The following is an 18,830-nucleotide window of genomic DNA, read 5'->3' on the forward strand; positions in this document are numbered from 1 at the left end:
AATTATATGTATAATAATATATACATCAAGCATACATAAATAATGAATTCATACTAATTTCATTTAATTAAAAAACTCCATCATCACTGATGGAGTTTTAAATTTTGAAACAATTTTCTTATTTCCAACCACCGCCTAAGTTTCTGTAAACAAATACCGAGGCGTTAATTAGCTCTTTTTGGGTTTCCACCAATTCTAATTTGGATTCCAAAGCATCACGTTGTGTCATCAATACTTCAAAATAATCAACTCTTGCTGATTTGAACAAATCATTGGAAACCAAAATTGATCGGTTTAAAGCATCCACTTGTTGGGTTTTTAAATTGAAACTCTGTTGTAAGTTTTCAATTTTTGACAATTGAGTTGCTACTTCTAAGTAGGCATTTAAAACAGTTCTTTCATAATTGTACAAGGCTTGCAACTGACGAGCATTGGCACTTTTGAATTCGGCTTTAATTGCATTTCTATTGATCAAAGGAGCAGCCACATCTCCAACAAGAGAATACAATAATGATTCGGGAGTTTTGAATAAATAGGACGATTTGAATGCATTGAATCCAACAGAAGCCGAAATATCCAATGAAGGATAAAACTCAGCTCTTGCTACTTTTACATCTAATTTAGCCGCTTCTAATTGCAACTCGGCTTGTTTTATATCAGAACGATTCGCTAACAATTGCGACGGGATTCCCGCTTTTAATTGCGAAGGTAAGGCACTAACTAAACTCGTTTTATCTCTCTTGATTTCCTGTGGATAACGTGCCAATAAAAAATTGATTTTATTTTCCGTTTCTTTAATTTTTTGGAGAATATCAAATTCCATACTTCTAGAAGTCAATACTTCAGCTTCAAATTTCTTAACTGCTAATTCGGTAGCTCGAGCTGCTTCTTTCTGGATTTTTACAATTTCCAAAGCATTTTGTTGAATGGCTATACTTTGCTTAACTATCTCCAATTGGTTGTCGTAAGCCAACAACTCATAATAGGAAGTTGCTATTTCAGCAACCAAATTAGTAATCACAAAGTTCTTTCCTTCAACAGTAGCCAAATATCGGCTAATGGCGGCTTTCTTACTATTGCGCAATTTCTTCCAGATATCCACTTCCCAATGGGCATAAGCGGCTAATTTGTAATCTTGCAAGGCTTCAGGAAATTCATGACCAGGAGTAATTTCGGTAGAGGCATCACCAGCTCCTTGACTGGTATAACGACCTACTTTATCTACACCTGTACCAGCTCCGATCCCTATTGAAGGTAGCAAAGCTCCTTTGCGCACTCGAATATCATTTTTAGCAATTTCTATTTCTTGTAAAGTGATAGCCAACTCTTGATTGTTCTGTAAGGCCACATCAATTAAATCCGTGAGATTTTTGTCCTTAAAAAAATTATGCCATTGTACAGTAGCTATAGTTGCTGTATCCTTACTAGAAGTAAATACTTCTGGAAGTACAGCAGATGATGCTGCTAACTTAAGATCTGGTGCTTTACAGCCAATCATCGCTAGGCATAAACCTAGCGAGATAAAATACTTATTTACTTTATTATTAAACATTATGATTCATTTCTTCGGTTAATGGATTTTCTTCTTCATTTTTAACAAATTTGGTTTTCTCTGAAATGGTACCAAAAATGTAATACAAACCAGGAATAATTACTACCCCACAGATTGTCCCTATGAGCATTCCTCCTGCGGCTGCAGATCCTAAGGTTCTATTTCCGATTTTACCTGGATCAGAAGCTAATACTAATGGAATTAATCCCGCAATGAAAGCAAATGAAGTCATCAAAATTGGTCGGAAACGAACTTTTGCACCTTCTATTGCAGCATTTAGAATCGATGCTCCTTGACTGTGTTTATGAGCCGCAAATTCAACAATTAAAACCGCATTTTTACCTAAAAGACCTATAAGCATCACAAATGCTACTTGAGCATATATATTGTTTGCCAAACCAAATAATTTTAGAAATAGGAAAGCACCAAAAATACCTGCAGGCAATGATAAAATTATTACAAATGGTAAAATAAAGCTCTCATATTGCGCGGCTAAAACTAAATAGACAAAACCAAGACAAATTAAGAATATATACAAGGCTTCATTACCACGGGCCACTTCATCTGCAGATATACCAGCCCAATCAATTCCGAAACCTCGAGGTAAGGTTTCTTCAGCCACTTGTTTAACTATTTCAATGGCAGTTCCACTACTATACCCAATAGCTGGAGCTCCACTAATTTCAGCAGCATTATACATATTATGTCTTGTGATTTCTGATAAGCCATACACTTTTTTCATCGTCATAAATGCAGAAAAAGGCACCATTTCATCACGGTCATTTTTTACGTATAATTTTAATATATCTTCTGGTAACGCTCTGTATTCCGGAGCTGCCTGAACGATAACTTTATATTGTCTATCGTATTTAATGAAATTTGTCTCATAGTTACTTCCCACAAGAGTTGAAAGTGTATTCATGGCATTCTCAATAGTTACGCCTTTTTGCTGTGCAAGATCATTATCGATATCCAAAATATATTGTGGAAAACTGGCACTATAAAAGGTAAATACAGAAGTAAGTTCTGGACGTTTCTTTAAAGCCGCTACAAATTCTTTACTTACAGTTTCCATTTTTTTATAATCACCAGAACCGGACTTATCCAATAATCGCAATTCAAATCCACCTGCTGCCCCATAACCCGGAACTGCTGGAGGTTGGAAAAATTCAATTGTTGCCCCAGGAATATTTTTAGTTTCTTCTTCAAGTTCTTTAATAATTTCCTCCACATTTAATTCGCGCTCGTGCCAATCTTTCAAATTAATCAAACAAGTTCCGGTATTGGCTCCAGTTCCCTCAGTTAATATTTCATATCCTGCAAGTGCCGAAACGGATTGCACACCCTCTATTTTCTCTGCTACTTTTTGCAGTTTTTCAGCAACCTCGTTAGTTCTTTCTAATGATGATCCTGGAGGAGTTTGAATAATAGCATAGAACATACCTTGATCTTCTCCTGGAATGAATCCAGATGGCAAACTATTATTTATAAAAAATATTCCTGTACAAAACACCAATAATACCCCTAATGATATAGTTCTTCTATTGATAAATAAGGTTAATATTTTGATATAACCAGAAGTTAAAGTATTGAATCGATGATTAAATCCATCTAAAAATCGGTTCACTATATTTTTTGGTCGGGTTCGTCCGTGATTATTTTTCAACATTATAGCACATAAGGCAGGCGTTAAAGTCAATGCAACAATTCCCGAAAGAATAATGGCTGTTGCCATTGTGATTGAAAATTGACGATAAAAAATACCAACTGGTCCAGACATAAATGCTACCGGAATAAAAACCGCAGCCATCAAGAAGGTAATCGCAATAATAGCACCGCCTATTTCAGACATTGCTTTTTTGGTAGCCTTTCTTGCAGAAAGATGTTCTTCTTCCATCTTGGCATGTACCGCCTCAATTACCACAATAGCATCATCAACAACAACTCCAATAGCTAATACTAATGCAAATAGCGTTATTAAGTTAATCGTGATACCAAATAATTGCATAAACGCAAATGTTCCGATTAAAGACACGGGAACTGCAATAGCAGGAATCAAGGTAGAACGCCAGTCCCCTAAAAATAAAAATACTACTAAACCTACTAAAATGAATGCTTCAATTAAGGTATGAATTACTTTATCAATAGAAGCATCTAAAAATTTGGATACATCATAACTGATTTCATAATCCATTCCTTTAGGAAAAGATTTTTTTAATTCCTCTAATTTAGCTTTGACATCTTTGATAACTTGACTCGCATTACTTCCGTAGGACTGTTTTATTGAAATCGCTGCGGAAGGCTTTCCGTCTATACTCGAATAGATATCATACATTGAACTTCCAAACTCAACATCAGCTACATCTTTTAGTCGAAGTAACTCCCCATTAGGATTGGATCTAACCACTATATTGCCATAACCTTCCTTGGTAGTGTATCTTCCTTTGTATTTCAATACATATTCAAAAGCTTGAGATCTTTTTCCTGAACTTTCTCCAGTTTTACCTGGCGATGCTTCTAAACTCTGATTACTCAATGCTTCCATAATTTCATCTGACGATATTTTATAAGCTAACATTCGGTCTGGTTTTAACCAAATACGCATAGCATAATCTCGATTTCCAATGATATCTGCAAATCCAACACCGTTAACACGTTTTAAATCAGAAAGGATATTGATATCGGCATAATTGTACAAGAATTTTTGATCAGTACCTTTGTCTTTACTGAATAAATTAATATACAACAACATGTTAGGCTCTTCACGGGTAATTTTTAAACCTTCACGTACTACTAAAGGAGGAAGTTTATTAATCACCGAAGCCACCCTATTTTGAATGTTAATAGCTGCTTGATTGGGATCTGTTCCCAAATTAAATACCACTTGTATGGAAGCTTCTCCGTCATTTCCTGCATCAGAAGTAATGTATTTCATCCCTGGTACTCCATTAATCGCTCTTTCAAGAGGAATAACAACTGCTTTAACCATTAACTCGCCATTGGCGCCAGGATAAGCTGCAGTTATATTTACTTTAGGAGGCGATATGGAGGGAAATTGTGTTACTGGCAAACCAGTAATTGCCAATACTCCCAAAAAGATAATAACAAGAGATATTACTATTGACAGTACTGGCCTTTGTATAAATTTATTAAACATTGATTTATGATTTATAGGATTAAATTTATTCTGCTTTTAATCTCAAATGTGAAATGACATCGAGGGGTTTTTTGTAGATAAAGCTAATTTTATCATCGTCATTTACTTTCTGGACACCTTCAAGCAAAATTTTGTCAGTTTCATTAATACCGCTTTTTATAACATATAGATCGGGTAATTCTCCTGTAATTTTGATTTCTTTTGAAGAGACAATATTGTTTTTATTGACAACAAAAACATATTTTTTATCTTGAATTTCATACACCGCCTTTTGAGGTATAATCAAAGTATTATTGACAGGTACTGTCATTAATACTTTTCCTGTTTGACCATTTTTCAATAATTTGCTATCATTTGGAAAACTCGCTCTAAATGCGATGTTACCTGTTTCATTATCAAATTCACTTTCAATAACTTCTACTTTTCCTTTGTATTGAAAAATTTCATTATTGGCTAAACGCAAACGAATAGTTTTACTACCACGTCCACTTTTATTGGTTTGATAATCTAAATACTCCGGTTCAGAAACATTAAAATAAGCAAACATTTTACTGTTGTCTGAAAGACTAGTTAATAATTCTCCTTCCTCAATCAAACTACCAAGTTTATTAGGAATTCGATCTATAGTTCCTGAAAATGGAGCTCGAATCTCCGTAAAAGAAAGGTGTAACTTTGCCAACGCAACTTCGGCTTTTGCCATCTCTAATTTTGCTTGTGCCAAAGCTTGTTCATTTCTTGAAACTACATTTTTGTCAGCCAATGTTTTAGCGTTTTGCAATTCAATTTCTGCCGATTTAGCTTCGGCTTTTGCTTTTAGCAATTCGGCTTCATACACTTTAGGCATAATTCTAAACAATATCTGTCCTGCTTGAACAAATTGTCCCTCGTCTACATAGATATTTTGTAGAAAGCCTTTTTCTTGAGCTCTAAGTTCAATATTTCTAATGGATCGAATTTGTGTTACAAACTCTTTGGTAAAAGAAGTATCCATTCGCACAGGGTTTGTAACTGCGAATTTTTCATCGGCTTCTTTTTTTTCTTTTTTTGGAGTACAACTACTAAGTAACAAAAGGGCAATGCCCGTGAATAAAGATATTCTCTTCATGGTATAAAATAATAAATTAAAGGATTGAATAATAAAAATTGTAGATTCCTAAAATATAAATACAATGCCATTTAGAAGAAATTATCTCATATAACAATACAATGAAATAACTCTAAAAAATAAAGTTTAACTATTTAAGAATCTAACTTTGAAGTTTTCAGATTCTAAAAACGTTGTTTTTAAGGTATAAAGGGGAAGTTAATAAACTTAAGGAAGTATTGGTAGGATTGTAATTATTATCTAAATAGGATACAAAAACTGTATCAAGATTCAATTGACAATTGGACTTCCAATATTTATTTAAAATTAATGTAGTAGCAGTATCTAGATTATCATCATTATGATAGTCTTCTTCTAATTCAATGTCCGTAAATTCAATTACAATGAATGAATACTCTTTTGTTTTAAAAAATTGTGTTTGATTTAGTTTGCTATTACAATTCTCAGTTATAGACGATTGAATATTCTGAGCACAATAAGCGTAATCATTTCCTAAACCAAAAAGGAAAAAATAAAAAGATAGTATGTAAAAAATTGTTTTCATTGGCCCACAAAAATAATCAAAAAAGATATGTTACAGTTGTTTTTATATTTTTTATAACATATTAAAAACTTTATTTACATCGTAGTTATTTGTTTTGAAAAAGGAGAGTATTACATTTGGAACTTATTAAAAAGACAATGGCTCGATTCAAAGAAAACGATTTACCCAAATCAAAAATTACCTTAAGCGCCCTTCAAAAAGCAACATTAATTTTTCAATATTCTGGCAAGCACCGTTGGAAGTTTTATGTTGGACTCGTTTTCTTGCTTTTTACCGGCGGAACCGCATTGGCTTTCCCCAAATTAATGGGACTACTAGTTGATTGTGTCAAAAATAAAGACCTTGGGCAAGCCAATTTTATTGCACTAAGTTTAGTGGGTATTTTATTTATGCAATCTATTTTTTCGTTTTTTAGATTGTCATTGTTTGTCAATTTTACCGAGAATACTTTGGCCAATCTTCGTTTGGCTTTGTACAGTAATTTGGTCAAACTTCCCATGTCATTCTTTTCTCAAAAGCGTGTTGGCGAATTAAATAGTCGTATTAGCTCTGACATTACACAAATACAAGACACCTTAACATCTACTATTGCAGAGTTTTTAAGACAATTCATTCTAATTATTGGAGGTATTGCATTACTAGCGACCGAAAGTTTCAAACTGACTTTATTAATGCTTTCTGTTGTTCCTTTAGTGGCTGTCGCGGCAGTAATCTTTGGTCGTTTTATCAGAGGATATTCTAAACGTGTTCAAGATAAAGTAGCCGAAAGTCAAGTGATTGTAGAAGAGACGATGCAAGGTATTAGTATTGTAAAAGCTTTTGCCAACGAATGGTATGAAATAGCGAGATATAAAACACAAATCAATGAAGTGATCAAAATTGCCATTAAAGGTGGAAAATACCGCGGCTACTTTGCTTCGTTCATTATCTTTTGCCTTTTTGGTGCTATCGTGGCAGTGGTTTGGTATGGTGTACAATTGAGTATTGCTGGCGAAATGAGTGTGGGCCAATTGATCTCGTTTGTTTTGTATTCCACTTTTGTTGGAGCCTCTTTTGGAGGTATTGCCGAATTGTATGCACAAATCCAAAAAGCGATTGGCGCTACAGAACGTGTTTTTGAATTACTAGATGAAACTCCCGAAAAAATTGAAGGTACAACTGCGCATGAAGCCATTGAAAAAATCAAAGGAAATGTGAGTTTCAAAAATGTAGCCTTTCAATATCCTTCAAGAAAAGAAATGAAAGTGTTAAAAGATGTCAGTTTCACTGCTGAATTTGGGCAAAAAATAGCCATTGTAGGTCCAAGTGGTGCGGGAAAATCAACTATTGCTTCGCTTTTATTACGCTTTTATTCCATTGCAGAAGGAAGCATTGAAATTGATAATAAGAACATTTACGATTACGATTTGGAACAACTACGTGGCAATATGAGTATCGTACCACAAGATGTCATTTTGTTTGGTGGGACCATTCGTGAGAATATTGCCTACGGAAAACCTAATGCAACCGAAGACGAAATTTTGGCTGCTGCCCAACAAGCCAATGCTTACAATTTTATTGAAAGCTTCCCTGAAAAACTAGATACAATAGTAGGAGAACGAGGCGTTAAATTATCTGGCGGACAACGACAACGCATAGCCATTGCAAGAGCTTTATTGAAAAATCCAAGTATTTTAATATTAGACGAAGCAACTTCATCATTGGATAGCGAAAGTGAAAAACTAGTGCAAGAAGCGCTAGAAATTTTAATGGAAGGAAGAACAAGTATCATCATTGCACATCGTTTATCTACCATTCGATCCGCCGATCAAATCTTGGTATTAGACCAAGGAGTCATAGCTGAGCAAGGAACCCATCAAGAATTAATTGAAGTTGAAAATGGGATTTATAAAAATTTAAGCACCCTCCAGTTTAGTAATTCATAAAAAAAAACGCCATTCTTTTGAATGGCGTTTTTTAATTATAAAGCTTTACGACGGTTTCGTTCTGCTTTTAACATGGACAGTTCTCTACTCGTTTGTCCAGCTACCGAAGTATTTTCTTCTGCACGACGAATCAAATAAGGCATCACATCTTTAACAGGTCCGAACGGTAAATATTTAGCTACATTGTACCTGTTGGCAGCCAAATTATAACTGATATTATCACTCATACCGTATAATTGTCCAAACCAAATGCGTTCGTCGTTCGTTTTAATCTCTCTTTCGTTCATTAAATTCATTAAAGTATAGGAACTATGCTCATTATGCGTTCCTGCAAAAATAGCCATGGTTTCAATATGTTCTAACATATATTTAACAGCGGCATCATAGTTGGTATCTGTTGCTTCTTTGGAAGAACAAATGGGAGTTGGGTATCCTTTTGCTTCTGCTCTGGCATTTTCCTTTTCCATATAGGCACCCCGAACTAATTTCATCCCGATAAAAAATCCTTCTTCTTTTGCTTTTTCATGCAGTCGTTTTAAATAATCCAAACGATCCCAACGGTACATTTGTAAGGTGTTAAAAACAATGGCTTTTTCTTTGTTGTATTTCTGCATCATTTGGGTAACCAAATCATCTGCAGCATCTTGCATCCAACTTTCTTCAGCATCAATTAATAAAGCGACATCTTTAAATTGAGCTGTTTTACAAACCAAATCAAATCGATCTACTACTCGATCCCACTCTTCTTTTTCTGAATCAGTTAAAGTTGCTTTTGCACCTACTTTTTCATATAAATCCAATCGTCCTAAACCAGTAGGTTTAAAAACAGCAAAAGGAATAGCTTGGCGTTCTTTGGCAAATTCAATCGTTTTTAAAGTCATGGACAAAGCGGCGTCAAATTGGGATTCTTCTTCTTTACCTTCAACAGAATAATCCAATACAGAGGAAACTCCTTTAGTGTACATTTTATCTACAACAGAAAGACAATCGTTCTCATTAACACCGCCACAAAAATGGTCAAAAACAGTGGCTCTTATTAATCCATCAACTGGTAAATGTGCCTTTATTGCAAAATTTGTAACTGCCGTTCCAATGCGAACAAGCGGTTCATTATCAATCATTTTGAATAAAAAATAAGCCCTATCTAATTCCGTATCGCTTTTTAAGGCAAACGCAATTTGTGTATTATTGAATATATTTTCCATTAAATGTTATATTTTTTTACAAATATAGAGAGAGTTTTCAATACTATTAATCAAAAAATCCCTTATTTTGCGTTCTCAATAAATTCTGAATAATGCAGACGATTCAAGCTAACAATTATCCCGTTCATTTCAATGAAAAAGGCTATGAAGCCTTAAATTCTCATTTGAAAACTACCAAGTATTCCAATGTATTTATTATCACAGATAGTAATACCAACGAGTATTGTTTGCATAAATTTTTACCTTACCTAGAAACCGATCTTACCATTGAGATTATCGAATTTGAAGCAGGTGAGATCAACAAAAATATAGATACCTGCATCGAAGTTTGGAAAGTATTAACCGATTTAGGAGCCGATAGAAAAAGTTTAGTTATTAATTTAGGTGGCGGCGTGGTGACTGATCTAGGGGGTTTTGTTGCTTCTACTTTTAAACGAGGAGTTGATTTTATCAATATTCCAACTACGCTTCTTTCTATGGTAGATGCTTCTGTAGGAGGAAAAACTGGAGTTGATTTAGGAAATCTAAAAAACCAAATTGGTGTGATTAACGTTCCCACAATGGTTTTGATCGATACTCAATATCTTGAAACTGTTCCTCAAAATGAATTGCGCTCCGGCTTAGCTGAAATGCTGAAACACGGATTGATATTTGACAAAAACTATTGGGAACAATTTTTAGACATTAGTACTATTGATTTTTCTGATTTAGACCTTTTAATTCATCGTTCAGTTGTGATCAAAAACGAGATTGTAATGCAGGATCCAACCGAGAAAAATATTCGAAAAGCCTTAAATTTCGGACATACATTAGGTCACGCCATAGAAAGTTATTTTTTAGAAAACGAAAATAAAACCACCCTGCTTCATGGTGAAGCCATTGCTATAGGAATGATCTTAGAAAGTTTTATTTCTTGGCAAAAAAAATTGATTTCTGAAATTGAATACCGTCAGATTAAATTAGCCATCAATGCTATTTACGATGCTGTACAAATAGATAAAAATGACCTTCAACCCATAATGGATTTATTAATCCATGACAAGAAAAATGAATTTGGGACTATTCAGTTTGCTTTAATTGATGGAATTGGGTCCATTAAAATTAATCAATTAGTTGAAAATGAATTGATTCTTAGTGCTTTTGAGGACTATAAATCTTAAACATTAATTTACTTAAAAGGATTGCATTTCGTATGTATATTTTTTTACATTTGCCTCAATGAAAAAGAATCAAAATACAATGTACTTTAAACTGAATAACTGTTCAGCTGACCGCACTTTAGTAAGAATGTGGAAACGCTTAATTGGTATTAAAGGAAGTTTTATTTTTGACATTTTCCAATACTTAAAAGCCGATAACGAAAAGCTCCAAATTGTGTACGCTAATATTCGAGTTTGAATTTTAGTTTAATTATTTTTTAAACCATTATTTAATCTAAAATTAGAACAACTCAATGAACACAAAATATTTCGACTTAATCAACCAAACGTATTACTTTCCTCAAGAAGAATTTACTTTAAACAAAGACCATCTTCAGTTTCACAATATTGATTTGATGAAATTAGTGGAACAATACGGAACTCCACTAAAATTTACCTACTTACCTCAAATTTCCAATAACATTAACAAAGCCAAATCTTGGTTTCGTAAGTCTATGGAAAAAAACAAATATGAGGCAAAATATTACTATTGTTATTGTACTAAAAGTTCTCATTTTGAATATATTATGAATGAGGCATTCAAAAATAACATTCACATTGAAACCTCTTCTGCGTTTGACATTAACATTGTGGAGAACCTTTTGGAAAACGGAAAAATTAACAAAAGCACCTATGTGATTTGTAACGGTTTTAAAAGAGATGAATACGTTTCTAATATTGCTCGTTTAGTAAATACAGGTCACAAGAATACCATTCCAATCATTGACAACTTTGAAGAATTAGATTTACTTCAAGCGCAAATCAAAGGGAAATTCAAAATTGGAATTCGTATTGCTGCTGAGGAAGAACCTAAATTTGAGTTTTACACTTCTCGTTTAGGAATTGGATACAAAAATATAGTTCCATTCTACAAAAAAGAGATCAAAGAAAATAAAAAATTGGAACTGAAAATGTTGCACTTTTTTATCAATACGGGTATCAATGATAATGCCTACTATTGGAATGAATTAGTGAAATGTATCAAAGTGTATGTTGCCTTGAAAAAGGAATGTCCTACGCTTGACGGATTGAATATTGGTGGTGGTTTTCCTATCAAAAATTCATTGACTTTTGAATACGATTACCAATACATGATTGACGAAATTATCAATCAAATCAAAATTGCTTGCGACGAGGCTGAAGTAGCTGTACCCAATATCTTCACTGAATTTGGTTCTTTCACAGTAGGTGAAAGCGGTGGAGCAATTTATCAAATTTTGTATCAAAAACAACAAAATGACAGAGAGAAATGGAACATGATTGATTCCTCTTTCATTACTACTCTACCCGATACTTGGGCCATCAACAAGCGTTTTATTATGCTAGCGGTTAACCGTTGGAATGATACGTATGAAAGAGTTTTATTAGGTGGTTTAACCTGCGATAGCGATGATTATTACAATTCTGAGCAAAACATGAACGCCATCTATTTACCAAAATACAATAAAGAAAAACCATTGTATATCGGTTTCTTCAATACAGGTGCTTACCAAGAAACGATTGGAGGTTACGGTGGCCTACATCACTGTTTAATTCCGCAACCCAAACACATCTTGATTGATCGTGATGAAAATGGAATTTTGGCTACCGAAGTGTATTCAGAGCAACAAACTTCAGACGATGTATTAAAAATATTAGGTTATAAAAAATAATTAAATAATCCCAAATTAATCTTTCAAGGAATACAATTTAATTCTATTTTCGTAAATGTATTTCCGATTAATAAAATAATAAACCATGAGTAAAGGACCAATTAGTCAATTTATTGAAAAACATTATTTGCATTTCAATTCGGCATCTTTAGTGGATGCAGCAAAAGCTTATGAACAACAATTGGCCAATGGTGCCAAAATGATGGTAAGTATGGCAGGTGCTATGAGTACCGCTGAAATCGGAAAGATTTTTGCAGAAATCATTCGTCAAGACAAAGTGCAAATTATTTCATGTACAGGAGCTAATCTTGAAGAAGATATCATGAACCTAGTAGCACACTCCCATTACGAAAGAGTGCCCAACTACCGTGATTTAACACCACAAGACGAATGGGATTTGTTGGAAAGAGGATTAAATCGTGTGACTGATACTTGTATTCCTGAGCACGAAGCGTTCCGTCGTTTACAAAAACACATTTATAAAATCTGGAAGGATGCAGACGATAAAGGAGAACGTTATTTTCCACATGAATTCATGTATAAAATGTTACTTTCTGGTGTTCTTGAAGAATACTATGAAATTGACTTAAAAGACAGCTGGATGTATGCCGCAGCAGAAAAAAACTTGCCTATTATTGTTCCAGGTTGGGAAGATAGCACTATGGGTAATATTTTTGCTTCGTATGTAATCAAAGGCGATTTGAAAGCTTCGACTATGAAATCAGGTATTGAATACATGACTTACTTAGCTGATTGGTATCCAAAAAACAGTGCCAACGGAATTGGATTTTTCCAAATTGGTGGAGGTATTGCAGGAGATTTTCCAATTTGTGTAGTGCCAATGTTGTACCAAGATATGGAAATGCATGACATTCCATTTTGGAGTTATTTTTGCCAAATTTCAGATTCTACAACGAGTTATGGTTCCTACTCTGGTGCTGTACCAAACGAGAAAATTACTTGGGGTAAATTAGATATAAAAACCCCAAAATTTATAATTGAATCCGATGCTACCATTGTAGCTCCATTAATTTTTGCTTATTTATTAGACTTATAGAATAGACCCTGTATGAAAAGAATAATTGTTGACTACGCTAAACTTACCAACGAAATTTTAAACTTATTAGTTGAAAAATTTCCTGATGGTTATGATGATTCAGACATTATCCGTTTTAAAAATGCAAAAAACGAATTAGTTGAGGCTGTTGAAGTGCGAACGGATGATACCATTTATTTAGTAAAAGTAAGTACCAAACTATCAGATCGAATTGAAAACTACGATGAAGATGATGAAATTCTTAATGTAGCCGTAGAACCTATCAAAGAACTTGAACTAGACGAAGATGAAAGTGATGAAGAAGCCGAAGATGATAACTTAGACAAACCTGATAGCGATCCTGAAGATGGTGATGAAGATGACATCGAAGTTGATGATATTGCTGATGATGAAGATGAAGACTAAGAGTAATTATTAATTCATATGAAACATAAAAAAGGCTAACTATTTGCAGTTAGCCTTTTTTAATATACCGATTTTAGTACTATAAATAGCGTTCTTCAAACACTTTTTGATGGTACTTTTGATGACCAATTAAAATAAAGCCAATAGCTCGCACAGAAATTGAATGCTCAGATGCAATTCCTACTTGCAGAAGTTGTTCGTTAGAAAAGCTTTTAAAAAGTAACAAATTCGAATGACGAACAGCTGAAAATTCTGTTAACAAATCTTGAAGACCTCTTGTTTGAGCCACTGTATTATTGGCAAAATCATTTTCGTCAAAACCAGGTAAAGGAGTTTGGTCATTTCTTGAAATTCGTAATGCTCGGTATGCAAAAATTCGTTCCGTATCAATAATGTGTTGGATAATTTCTTTAATCGTCCACTTTCCTTCAGCGTAACGATAATCAAACTTATCCATCGGAAGATTTTGCACAAATCGAATAAAATCATGCAAACTAATCTCTAATTCCTCAAGTAAATTTACTTTTCCTGCTGCATTAATATAAGTAGCATTAAACACTGAATATTCATTATCGTGTAACTGACTTGTTTTCATACTAAGATTTTAAGCGGAGTTTCTACTTGCATTGGTGTTTCCAAAAAGTGAACGAGTTACAATTTTTTCATACACCTTAATCAGCTTCTCATCTGGATTTTTTTCTTTCAATAATTCATTGATTCGAGTCAATCCATATTGTTGTATTGTCAATAAAGGCAATACTATACGTTCTCTAATTGCAATCGAAGCTTTACCATCTGGATAGTTCTCCATGAGTTCTTGATGCCCTGCTATTTTTAACAATAATCTTTTGGTTTCTAAAAATTCATTGTAGATAATTTTCCAAAAATCACCATACTCTGGATCTTTACTCATATAAGCTGTCAATGGAAAAAATGATTTTGCCAACGACATCATACTGTTCTCTAATAAAGTTTTAAAGAACAAAGAATCGTCATATAAATTTTGAACTTTATCCCATTGATTGGTATCTTCAAAATGTTTTAATGCAGTACCTACCCCAAAAAAACCCGGTACATTTTGTTTTAACTGACTCCATGATCCAACAAATGGAATGGCACGTAAATCGGCAAAATCTAAAGTTTCTGATTTACTTCTTTTAGAAGGACGACTTCCAATGTTCGTTTTAGCATAATACTTCAACGTACTCATTTTTTCTAAGTACGGAATGAATTTTGGATGGTTTTTAAAATTTAAATATTTTTCATATCCTAATGATGCTAATTGATCCAAAATGGCTTTTTCATCTACTGTCAATTCATTTCTTCCTTTGGCAAAAACCTGATTTGTAACACCTGCACTCAATAAATTTTCCAAATTATAACGACAAGAATCTAAAGTCCCAAAATTAGAACTGATGGTTTGCCCTTGAACAGTAACTTGAATTTCATTGTTTTCAATCTTTGGCCCTAAAGACGCATAGAATTTGTGCGTTTTTCCACCACCTCTCGCTGGCGGACCACCTCTACCATCAAAGAAAATAGCTTTAATTCCATATTTTCTTGAAATTTCAGTAAGCGATTCTTTGGCTTTATAGATACTCCAATTGGCCATTAAATAGCCTCCATCTTTAGTTCCGTCAGAGAAACCTAACATGATCGTTTGTTTGTTGTTTCTTTCTTGCAAATGCTTAGCATAAGCCGGATTAGTATATAACTTCTCCATTATCTGATGCGCATTTTGTAAATCGTCAACTGATTCAAATAACGGAATAATATCAACTGTTGGTGCTGACCAATTACATAATTTGAAAAGTGCAAATGTTTCCATTACGTTCAAAGCACTTTCATTGTTACTTATAATATAACGGTTAGAACCAAATTCACCATTATTCTGTTGAATTGTTTTAATGGATTGAATGGATCCTAAAGTAGAATTGGTCATTTCATTTTCAAATGAAGCTGGATCTAAATCACCCGATACATTTGACAAAATGTCGAATTTTTCTATTTCTGAAAGTTCAAAATAATTAGCAGGAAATACAGCTGAATCCGATTTTAAATAATGATTCACTACGTCTTTAAAAACGGCATCATGTATTTTACTATTCTGGCGAATATCAAGCGTTGCAAAGTGAAATCCGAATAAATTGACTTTAATTAATAAGGCATCTAACTGATCTACATAAAGCGATTGATGTTGTTCAACGATGATCAATCGTATTTTTTTAAGTTGGGTTTTAAATTCATCCAGCGTTATAAAAATTTCTCCTTTGGAATAAAAAACTGAACGATATAATTTTTGTTCTAATTCTGAAACTAAAGTATCAACTCCTGAAAATGTCAACTTACGTTTCAAATTTCTCATTTCAATATAGTAACATTTCAATATTGAAGTTCGCAAACGATCAGCTACCTTAAGAGTAATATCTGTAGTAACAAAAGGATTTCCATCTCGATCACCTCCAGGCCAAAAACCTAATTTAATTAGCGGATTATTGATTGAATTTCCATTAAACAAGTTTTTTTCTAGATAATGAACCATTTCTCCCGCGGTTTCGTAAAAAACATTTTCGAGATACCAAATTAAGCTTACTGCTTCATCGTACGGATTGGGTTTCTCATTTTGAATAAAAGGTGTTTTACCCAATTGCGCTAACAACTGTTTAATTCCTAATAAATTATTTTTGCGAATCGCATCGGTTAAATCGTTAATAATTCCCAACACTGCACCCGGATAAAATTGGGTTGGATGTGCTGTTAATACCGTTCTAACATTAAAGTTTTCTAAAAATTCCGTTAATTCGGCTTGATTGTTATTGTTGTCTGCTTTTTCTTTTATATCACGTAATGAACCTCTACCTTCCATATTATTAACCTCCGGAAAAGCAGCATCCTCAATCGCATCAAAAAGCACAATTTGACGTTCAATATATTGAATAAATCGGAACATTAAATCTATCTTATCCGATTCAGAATCTGTAGGTAAATATTTCTTGGTAAAAAAATCTACAATCTCTACTGGAGTTTCTAGTTTTTTAAATCCCGTATCACAAACATCTGTAAATAAAGGAAGTAGAACTCCCGTGTTATCGATAGAATCAAAAGGCAAAGTAATAAATACACTATTATAAATATGGTATTTAGAGAGTACATCTTGATTAAAACGTTCTAATTTAGGAAGCGTATACATAAATTATTAAGGTAAAGTTAGTTGTTGTTGTTATAGAAATTAGCATAAAAAAACCCCAAGAAAATACTTGAGGTTATATACTTATATATAGCGTCAAGTATTACATATTTTTAAAAATCGTATGCATCAAGCGCTTCTTATCATTAATACTTTCTTCCAATGAAATCATAGTTTCTGTTCTGTAAACACCATCTATATCGTCAATCATAAAGATTACATCTTTAGCGTGCTTGGTATCTTTTGCTCTAATTTTACAGAAAATATTAAATTTACCTGTAGTTACAGAAGCTACTGTTACAAAAGGAATTTCATTAATTCGTTCCAAAACAAACTTAGTTTGAGAAGTATTATTTAGAAAAACTCCCACATAAGCTATAAATGAATATCCCAATTTATCATAATCAAGAACAAGAGAAGATCCCATTATAATTCCTGCATCCTCCATTTTCTTAACTCTAACATGAACCGTTCCTGCAGAAATTAATAATTTTTTTGCAATATCCGTAAATGGAACTCTAGTATTGTCAATCAACATATCTAAAATTTGGTGATCTACTTCATCTAAACGAAACTTACTCATAATTTTCTCAATTAATATTATTAATTAGCTAAAAACAAAGTTTAAAATTATACATTAAATTCAAATAAAAGATAATAAAATTATTTTTTTATCAATCCATTAACGAATTCAATGGTATTATTTAAATAAAAATTGGCTTTTAGATCTAATTCAGGAATATTGTCATAATCATCAGTATAAAGGGCTCCTTGAGCATCATACTCCAAATGACCGAAACGATTTTCTAAATCATCAATTTGATTAATATAAGCGTTAAACCAAATTTGACCGTCAATCAATTCTTCTTTGTATTGTGCTGCAAAATTGATGATTTTTTCGTTACCATCATAATTAATCTTGACATTTTTATACAAAAAATCACAAAAAACTGGATTATTTTGTGAAATATTCAAATAATCTTCGATTCTATTGATAACTATATCGTTTTCGCTAATTGTTGAAAAAGCCGAAACTAAAGAAATAAAAACATATTTTCTGGTTTGCTCTCTTTCATAATCGTTTGGATAATGTCCAGCCTCAAATAAAATAGTTGGAACTCCTAAATACTGAAACGTATCCCCAATACAATTAATATTAAACGAATCATCAAAACGACCCACTTGTCCCGGAATATATTTTTGTAATACTTGATTAATTCCTGCAATTACATTGATAGCTTTTAGTCTAGAGTCATTAATTTCGCGTTCCTCATTATAAGAAGGGGCTAAAAAAGACATAGTTGCTGGCTTAGCCGACATGTCGACCCCAAAAATTGTTCGTTGATCATGAAGATTAAAACAATAATCCGGTTTGAATCGCTCGAAAGTATTTCGTAAAATTTTGCTTTCCGGTTGAGTTAAATCTTGGGAATCCCGGTTCAAATCAACTCCATTAGCATTTGCACGAGTATACAATGTAGCCCCATCCGGATTCAATATTGGAATACAACAAAAAGTAAAATTGTTTAACAATTGTTTTGCAAAATCTGTATCGCCGTGTAATAAATTCAAAAAATCAAAAAGTCCTTTAGTGGTCGTGCTTTCGTTACCATGCATTTGTGACCAAAGAAAAATTCGCGTAGCTCCATGACCTATTTGGTATTCGTATATTGACTTACCTAAAACCGATTTGCCAATTTCCTGTAATTGATTAGTAGTATTTAATCGATTTAAAATTGGCTCGATATGATCTAAAGTGATGTATCTCCCTTGAATCGATTGTTCTTTATTTTGAACAAATAAGGCTTCAAAATTCATAATTTGTTATTTGATTTTACAAAA

General features: G+C 33.1%; 14 protein-coding genes. 5 read left to right on the forward strand and 9 right to left on the reverse strand.

Features of this window, described 5'->3' with window-relative positions:
• Nucleotides 1-118: 118 nt before the first annotated feature.
• The 4 genes from LPC21_RS08360 to LPC21_RS08375 form a co-directional block, all read right to left on the reverse strand.
• Nucleotides 119-1,552, reverse strand: a complete 1,434-nt coding sequence (locus tag LPC21_RS08360) for a TolC family protein (RefSeq protein ID WP_229316714.1) — start codon at nt 1,550-1,552, stop codon at nt 119-121.
• The gene (locus LPC21_RS08365; RefSeq protein WP_229316715.1) at nt 1,545-4,709 is read right to left on the reverse strand and encodes an efflux RND transporter permease subunit; all 3,165 of its coding nucleotides are present in this window, start codon (nt 4,707-4,709) and stop codon (nt 1,545-1,547) included. Before LPC21_RS08365 ends, LPC21_RS08360 begins: the two co-directional genes overlap by 8 nt.
• A gap of 25 nt (nt 4,710-4,734) precedes the next feature.
• Entirely contained in the window at nt 4,735-5,814 is a 1,080-nt protein-coding gene (locus LPC21_RS08370) for an efflux RND transporter periplasmic adaptor subunit (RefSeq protein ID WP_229316716.1), read from the reverse strand.
• A 157-nt stretch (nt 5,815-5,971) separates the two neighbouring features.
• Complete coding sequence (locus LPC21_RS08375) at nt 5,972-6,358, reverse strand: hypothetical protein (protein ID WP_229316717.1); 387 nt, start codon at nt 6,356-6,358, stop codon at nt 5,972-5,974.
• Nucleotides 6,359-6,495: 137 nt separating this feature from the next.
• Here LPC21_RS08375 and LPC21_RS08380 point away from each other — a divergent pair, with 137 nt between their 5' ends.
• Complete coding sequence (locus tag LPC21_RS08380; RefSeq protein WP_229316718.1) at nt 6,496-8,283, forward strand: ABC transporter ATP-binding protein; 1,788 nt, start codon at nt 6,496-6,498, stop codon at nt 8,281-8,283.
• Between the two features lie 35 nt (nt 8,284-8,318).
• Here LPC21_RS08380 and LPC21_RS08385 read toward each other — a convergent pair whose 3' ends face one another.
• Nucleotides 8,319-9,488 (reverse strand): proline dehydrogenase family protein, encoded by a 1,170-nt coding sequence (locus LPC21_RS08385; RefSeq protein WP_229316719.1) that lies wholly within the window; start codon nt 9,486-9,488, stop codon nt 8,319-8,321.
• A gap of 92 nt (nt 9,489-9,580) precedes the next feature.
• Here LPC21_RS08385 and aroB point away from each other — a divergent pair, with 92 nt between their 5' ends.
• From aroB to LPC21_RS08405, 4 genes are all read left to right on the forward strand, one after another.
• Nucleotides 9,581-10,648: a 3-dehydroquinate synthase gene (gene aroB / locus LPC21_RS08390; RefSeq protein ID WP_229316720.1), complete on the forward strand. Its 1,068-nt coding sequence runs from the start codon at nt 9,581-9,583 to the stop codon at nt 10,646-10,648.
• 293 nt (nt 10,649-10,941) lie between these two features.
• Nucleotides 10,942-12,339 carry a type III PLP-dependent enzyme domain-containing protein gene (locus LPC21_RS08395; protein WP_229316721.1) on the forward strand — a complete coding sequence of 466 codons (1,398 nt, stop codon included), beginning with the start codon at nt 10,942-10,944 and terminating at the stop codon, nt 12,337-12,339.
• An 85-nt stretch (nt 12,340-12,424) separates the two neighbouring features.
• Entirely contained in the window at nt 12,425-13,396 is a 972-nt protein-coding gene (locus LPC21_RS08400; RefSeq protein WP_229316722.1) for a deoxyhypusine synthase family protein, read from the forward strand.
• A gap of 12 nt (nt 13,397-13,408) precedes the next feature.
• Entirely contained in the window at nt 13,409-13,801 is a 393-nt protein-coding gene (locus tag LPC21_RS08405; RefSeq protein ID WP_229316723.1) for a DNA primase, read from the forward strand.
• Nucleotides 13,802-13,880: 79 nt separating this feature from the next.
• On the opposite strand, the gene LPC21_RS08410 is transcribed toward LPC21_RS08405, so the two are convergent.
• The 4 genes from LPC21_RS08410 to LPC21_RS08425 all read right to left on the reverse strand — a co-directional run bounded on the left by LPC21_RS08410 (nt 13,881) and on the right by LPC21_RS08425 (nt 18,806).
• Nucleotides 13,881-14,396, reverse strand: coding sequence for a DinB family protein (locus LPC21_RS08410; RefSeq protein WP_229316724.1), 516 nt, complete (start codon nt 14,394-14,396; stop codon nt 13,881-13,883).
• 9 nt (nt 14,397-14,405) lie between these two features.
• Nucleotides 14,406-16,991, reverse strand: a complete 2,586-nt coding sequence (locus tag LPC21_RS08415; RefSeq protein ID WP_229316725.1) for a phosphoenolpyruvate carboxylase — start codon at nt 16,989-16,991, stop codon at nt 14,406-14,408.
• Between the two features lie 100 nt (nt 16,992-17,091).
• Nucleotides 17,092-17,571, reverse strand: coding sequence for an Lrp/AsnC family transcriptional regulator (locus tag LPC21_RS08420; RefSeq protein WP_072943262.1), 480 nt, complete (start codon nt 17,569-17,571; stop codon nt 17,092-17,094).
• 80 nt (nt 17,572-17,651) lie between these two features.
• On the reverse strand, nt 17,652-18,806 hold the full coding sequence (locus LPC21_RS08425) for a M14 family metallopeptidase (protein ID WP_229316726.1): 1,155 nt from the start codon (nt 18,804-18,806) through the stop codon (nt 17,652-17,654).
• Between the last annotated feature and the right edge of the window lie 24 nt (nt 18,807-18,830).

This window comes from Flavobacterium ammoniigenes (genome assembly GCF_020886055.1).
Lineage (GTDB): Bacteria > Bacteroidota > Bacteroidia > Flavobacteriales > Flavobacteriaceae > Flavobacterium > Flavobacterium ammoniigenes.

What these genes read in the sequence shown, in the direction of transcription:
- LPC21_RS08360 (WP_229316714.1), bottom strand. Translation starts at nt 1,552, where the DNA reads ATGTTTAATAATAAAGTAAATAAGTATTTTATCTCGCTAGGTTTATGC.
- LPC21_RS08365 (WP_229316715.1), bottom strand. Translation starts at nt 4,709, where the DNA reads ATGTTTAATAAATTTATACAAAGGCCAGTACTGTCAATAGTAATATCT.
- LPC21_RS08370 (WP_229316716.1), bottom strand. Translation starts at nt 5,814, where the DNA reads ATGAAGAGAATATCTTTATTCACGGGCATTGCCCTTTTGTTACTTAGT.
- LPC21_RS08375 (WP_229316717.1), bottom strand. Translation starts at nt 6,358, where the DNA reads ATGAAAACAATTTTTTACATACTATCTTTTTATTTTTTCCTTTTTGGT.
- LPC21_RS08380 (WP_229316718.1), top strand. Translation starts at nt 6,496, where the DNA reads ATGGCTCGATTCAAAGAAAACGATTTACCCAAATCAAAAATTACCTTA.
- LPC21_RS08385 (WP_229316719.1), bottom strand. Translation starts at nt 9,488, where the DNA reads ATGGAAAATATATTCAATAATACACAAATTGCGTTTGCCTTAAAAAGC.
- aroB (WP_229316720.1), top strand. Translation starts at nt 9,581, where the DNA reads ATGCAGACGATTCAAGCTAACAATTATCCCGTTCATTTCAATGAAAAA.
- LPC21_RS08395 (WP_229316721.1), top strand. Translation starts at nt 10,942, where the DNA reads ATGAACACAAAATATTTCGACTTAATCAACCAAACGTATTACTTTCCT.
- LPC21_RS08400 (WP_229316722.1), top strand. Translation starts at nt 12,425, where the DNA reads ATGAGTAAAGGACCAATTAGTCAATTTATTGAAAAACATTATTTGCAT.
- LPC21_RS08405 (WP_229316723.1), top strand. Translation starts at nt 13,409, where the DNA reads ATGAAAAGAATAATTGTTGACTACGCTAAACTTACCAACGAAATTTTA.
- LPC21_RS08410 (WP_229316724.1), bottom strand. Translation starts at nt 14,396, where the DNA reads ATGAAAACAAGTCAGTTACACGATAATGAATATTCAGTGTTTAATGCT.
- LPC21_RS08415 (WP_229316725.1), bottom strand. Translation starts at nt 16,991, where the DNA reads ATGTATACGCTTCCTAAATTAGAACGTTTTAATCAAGATGTACTCTCT.
- LPC21_RS08420 (WP_072943262.1), bottom strand. Translation starts at nt 17,571, where the DNA reads ATGAGTAAGTTTCGTTTAGATGAAGTAGATCACCAAATTTTAGATATG.
- LPC21_RS08425 (WP_229316726.1), bottom strand. Translation starts at nt 18,806, where the DNA reads ATGAATTTTGAAGCCTTATTTGTTCAAAATAAAGAACAATCGATTCAA.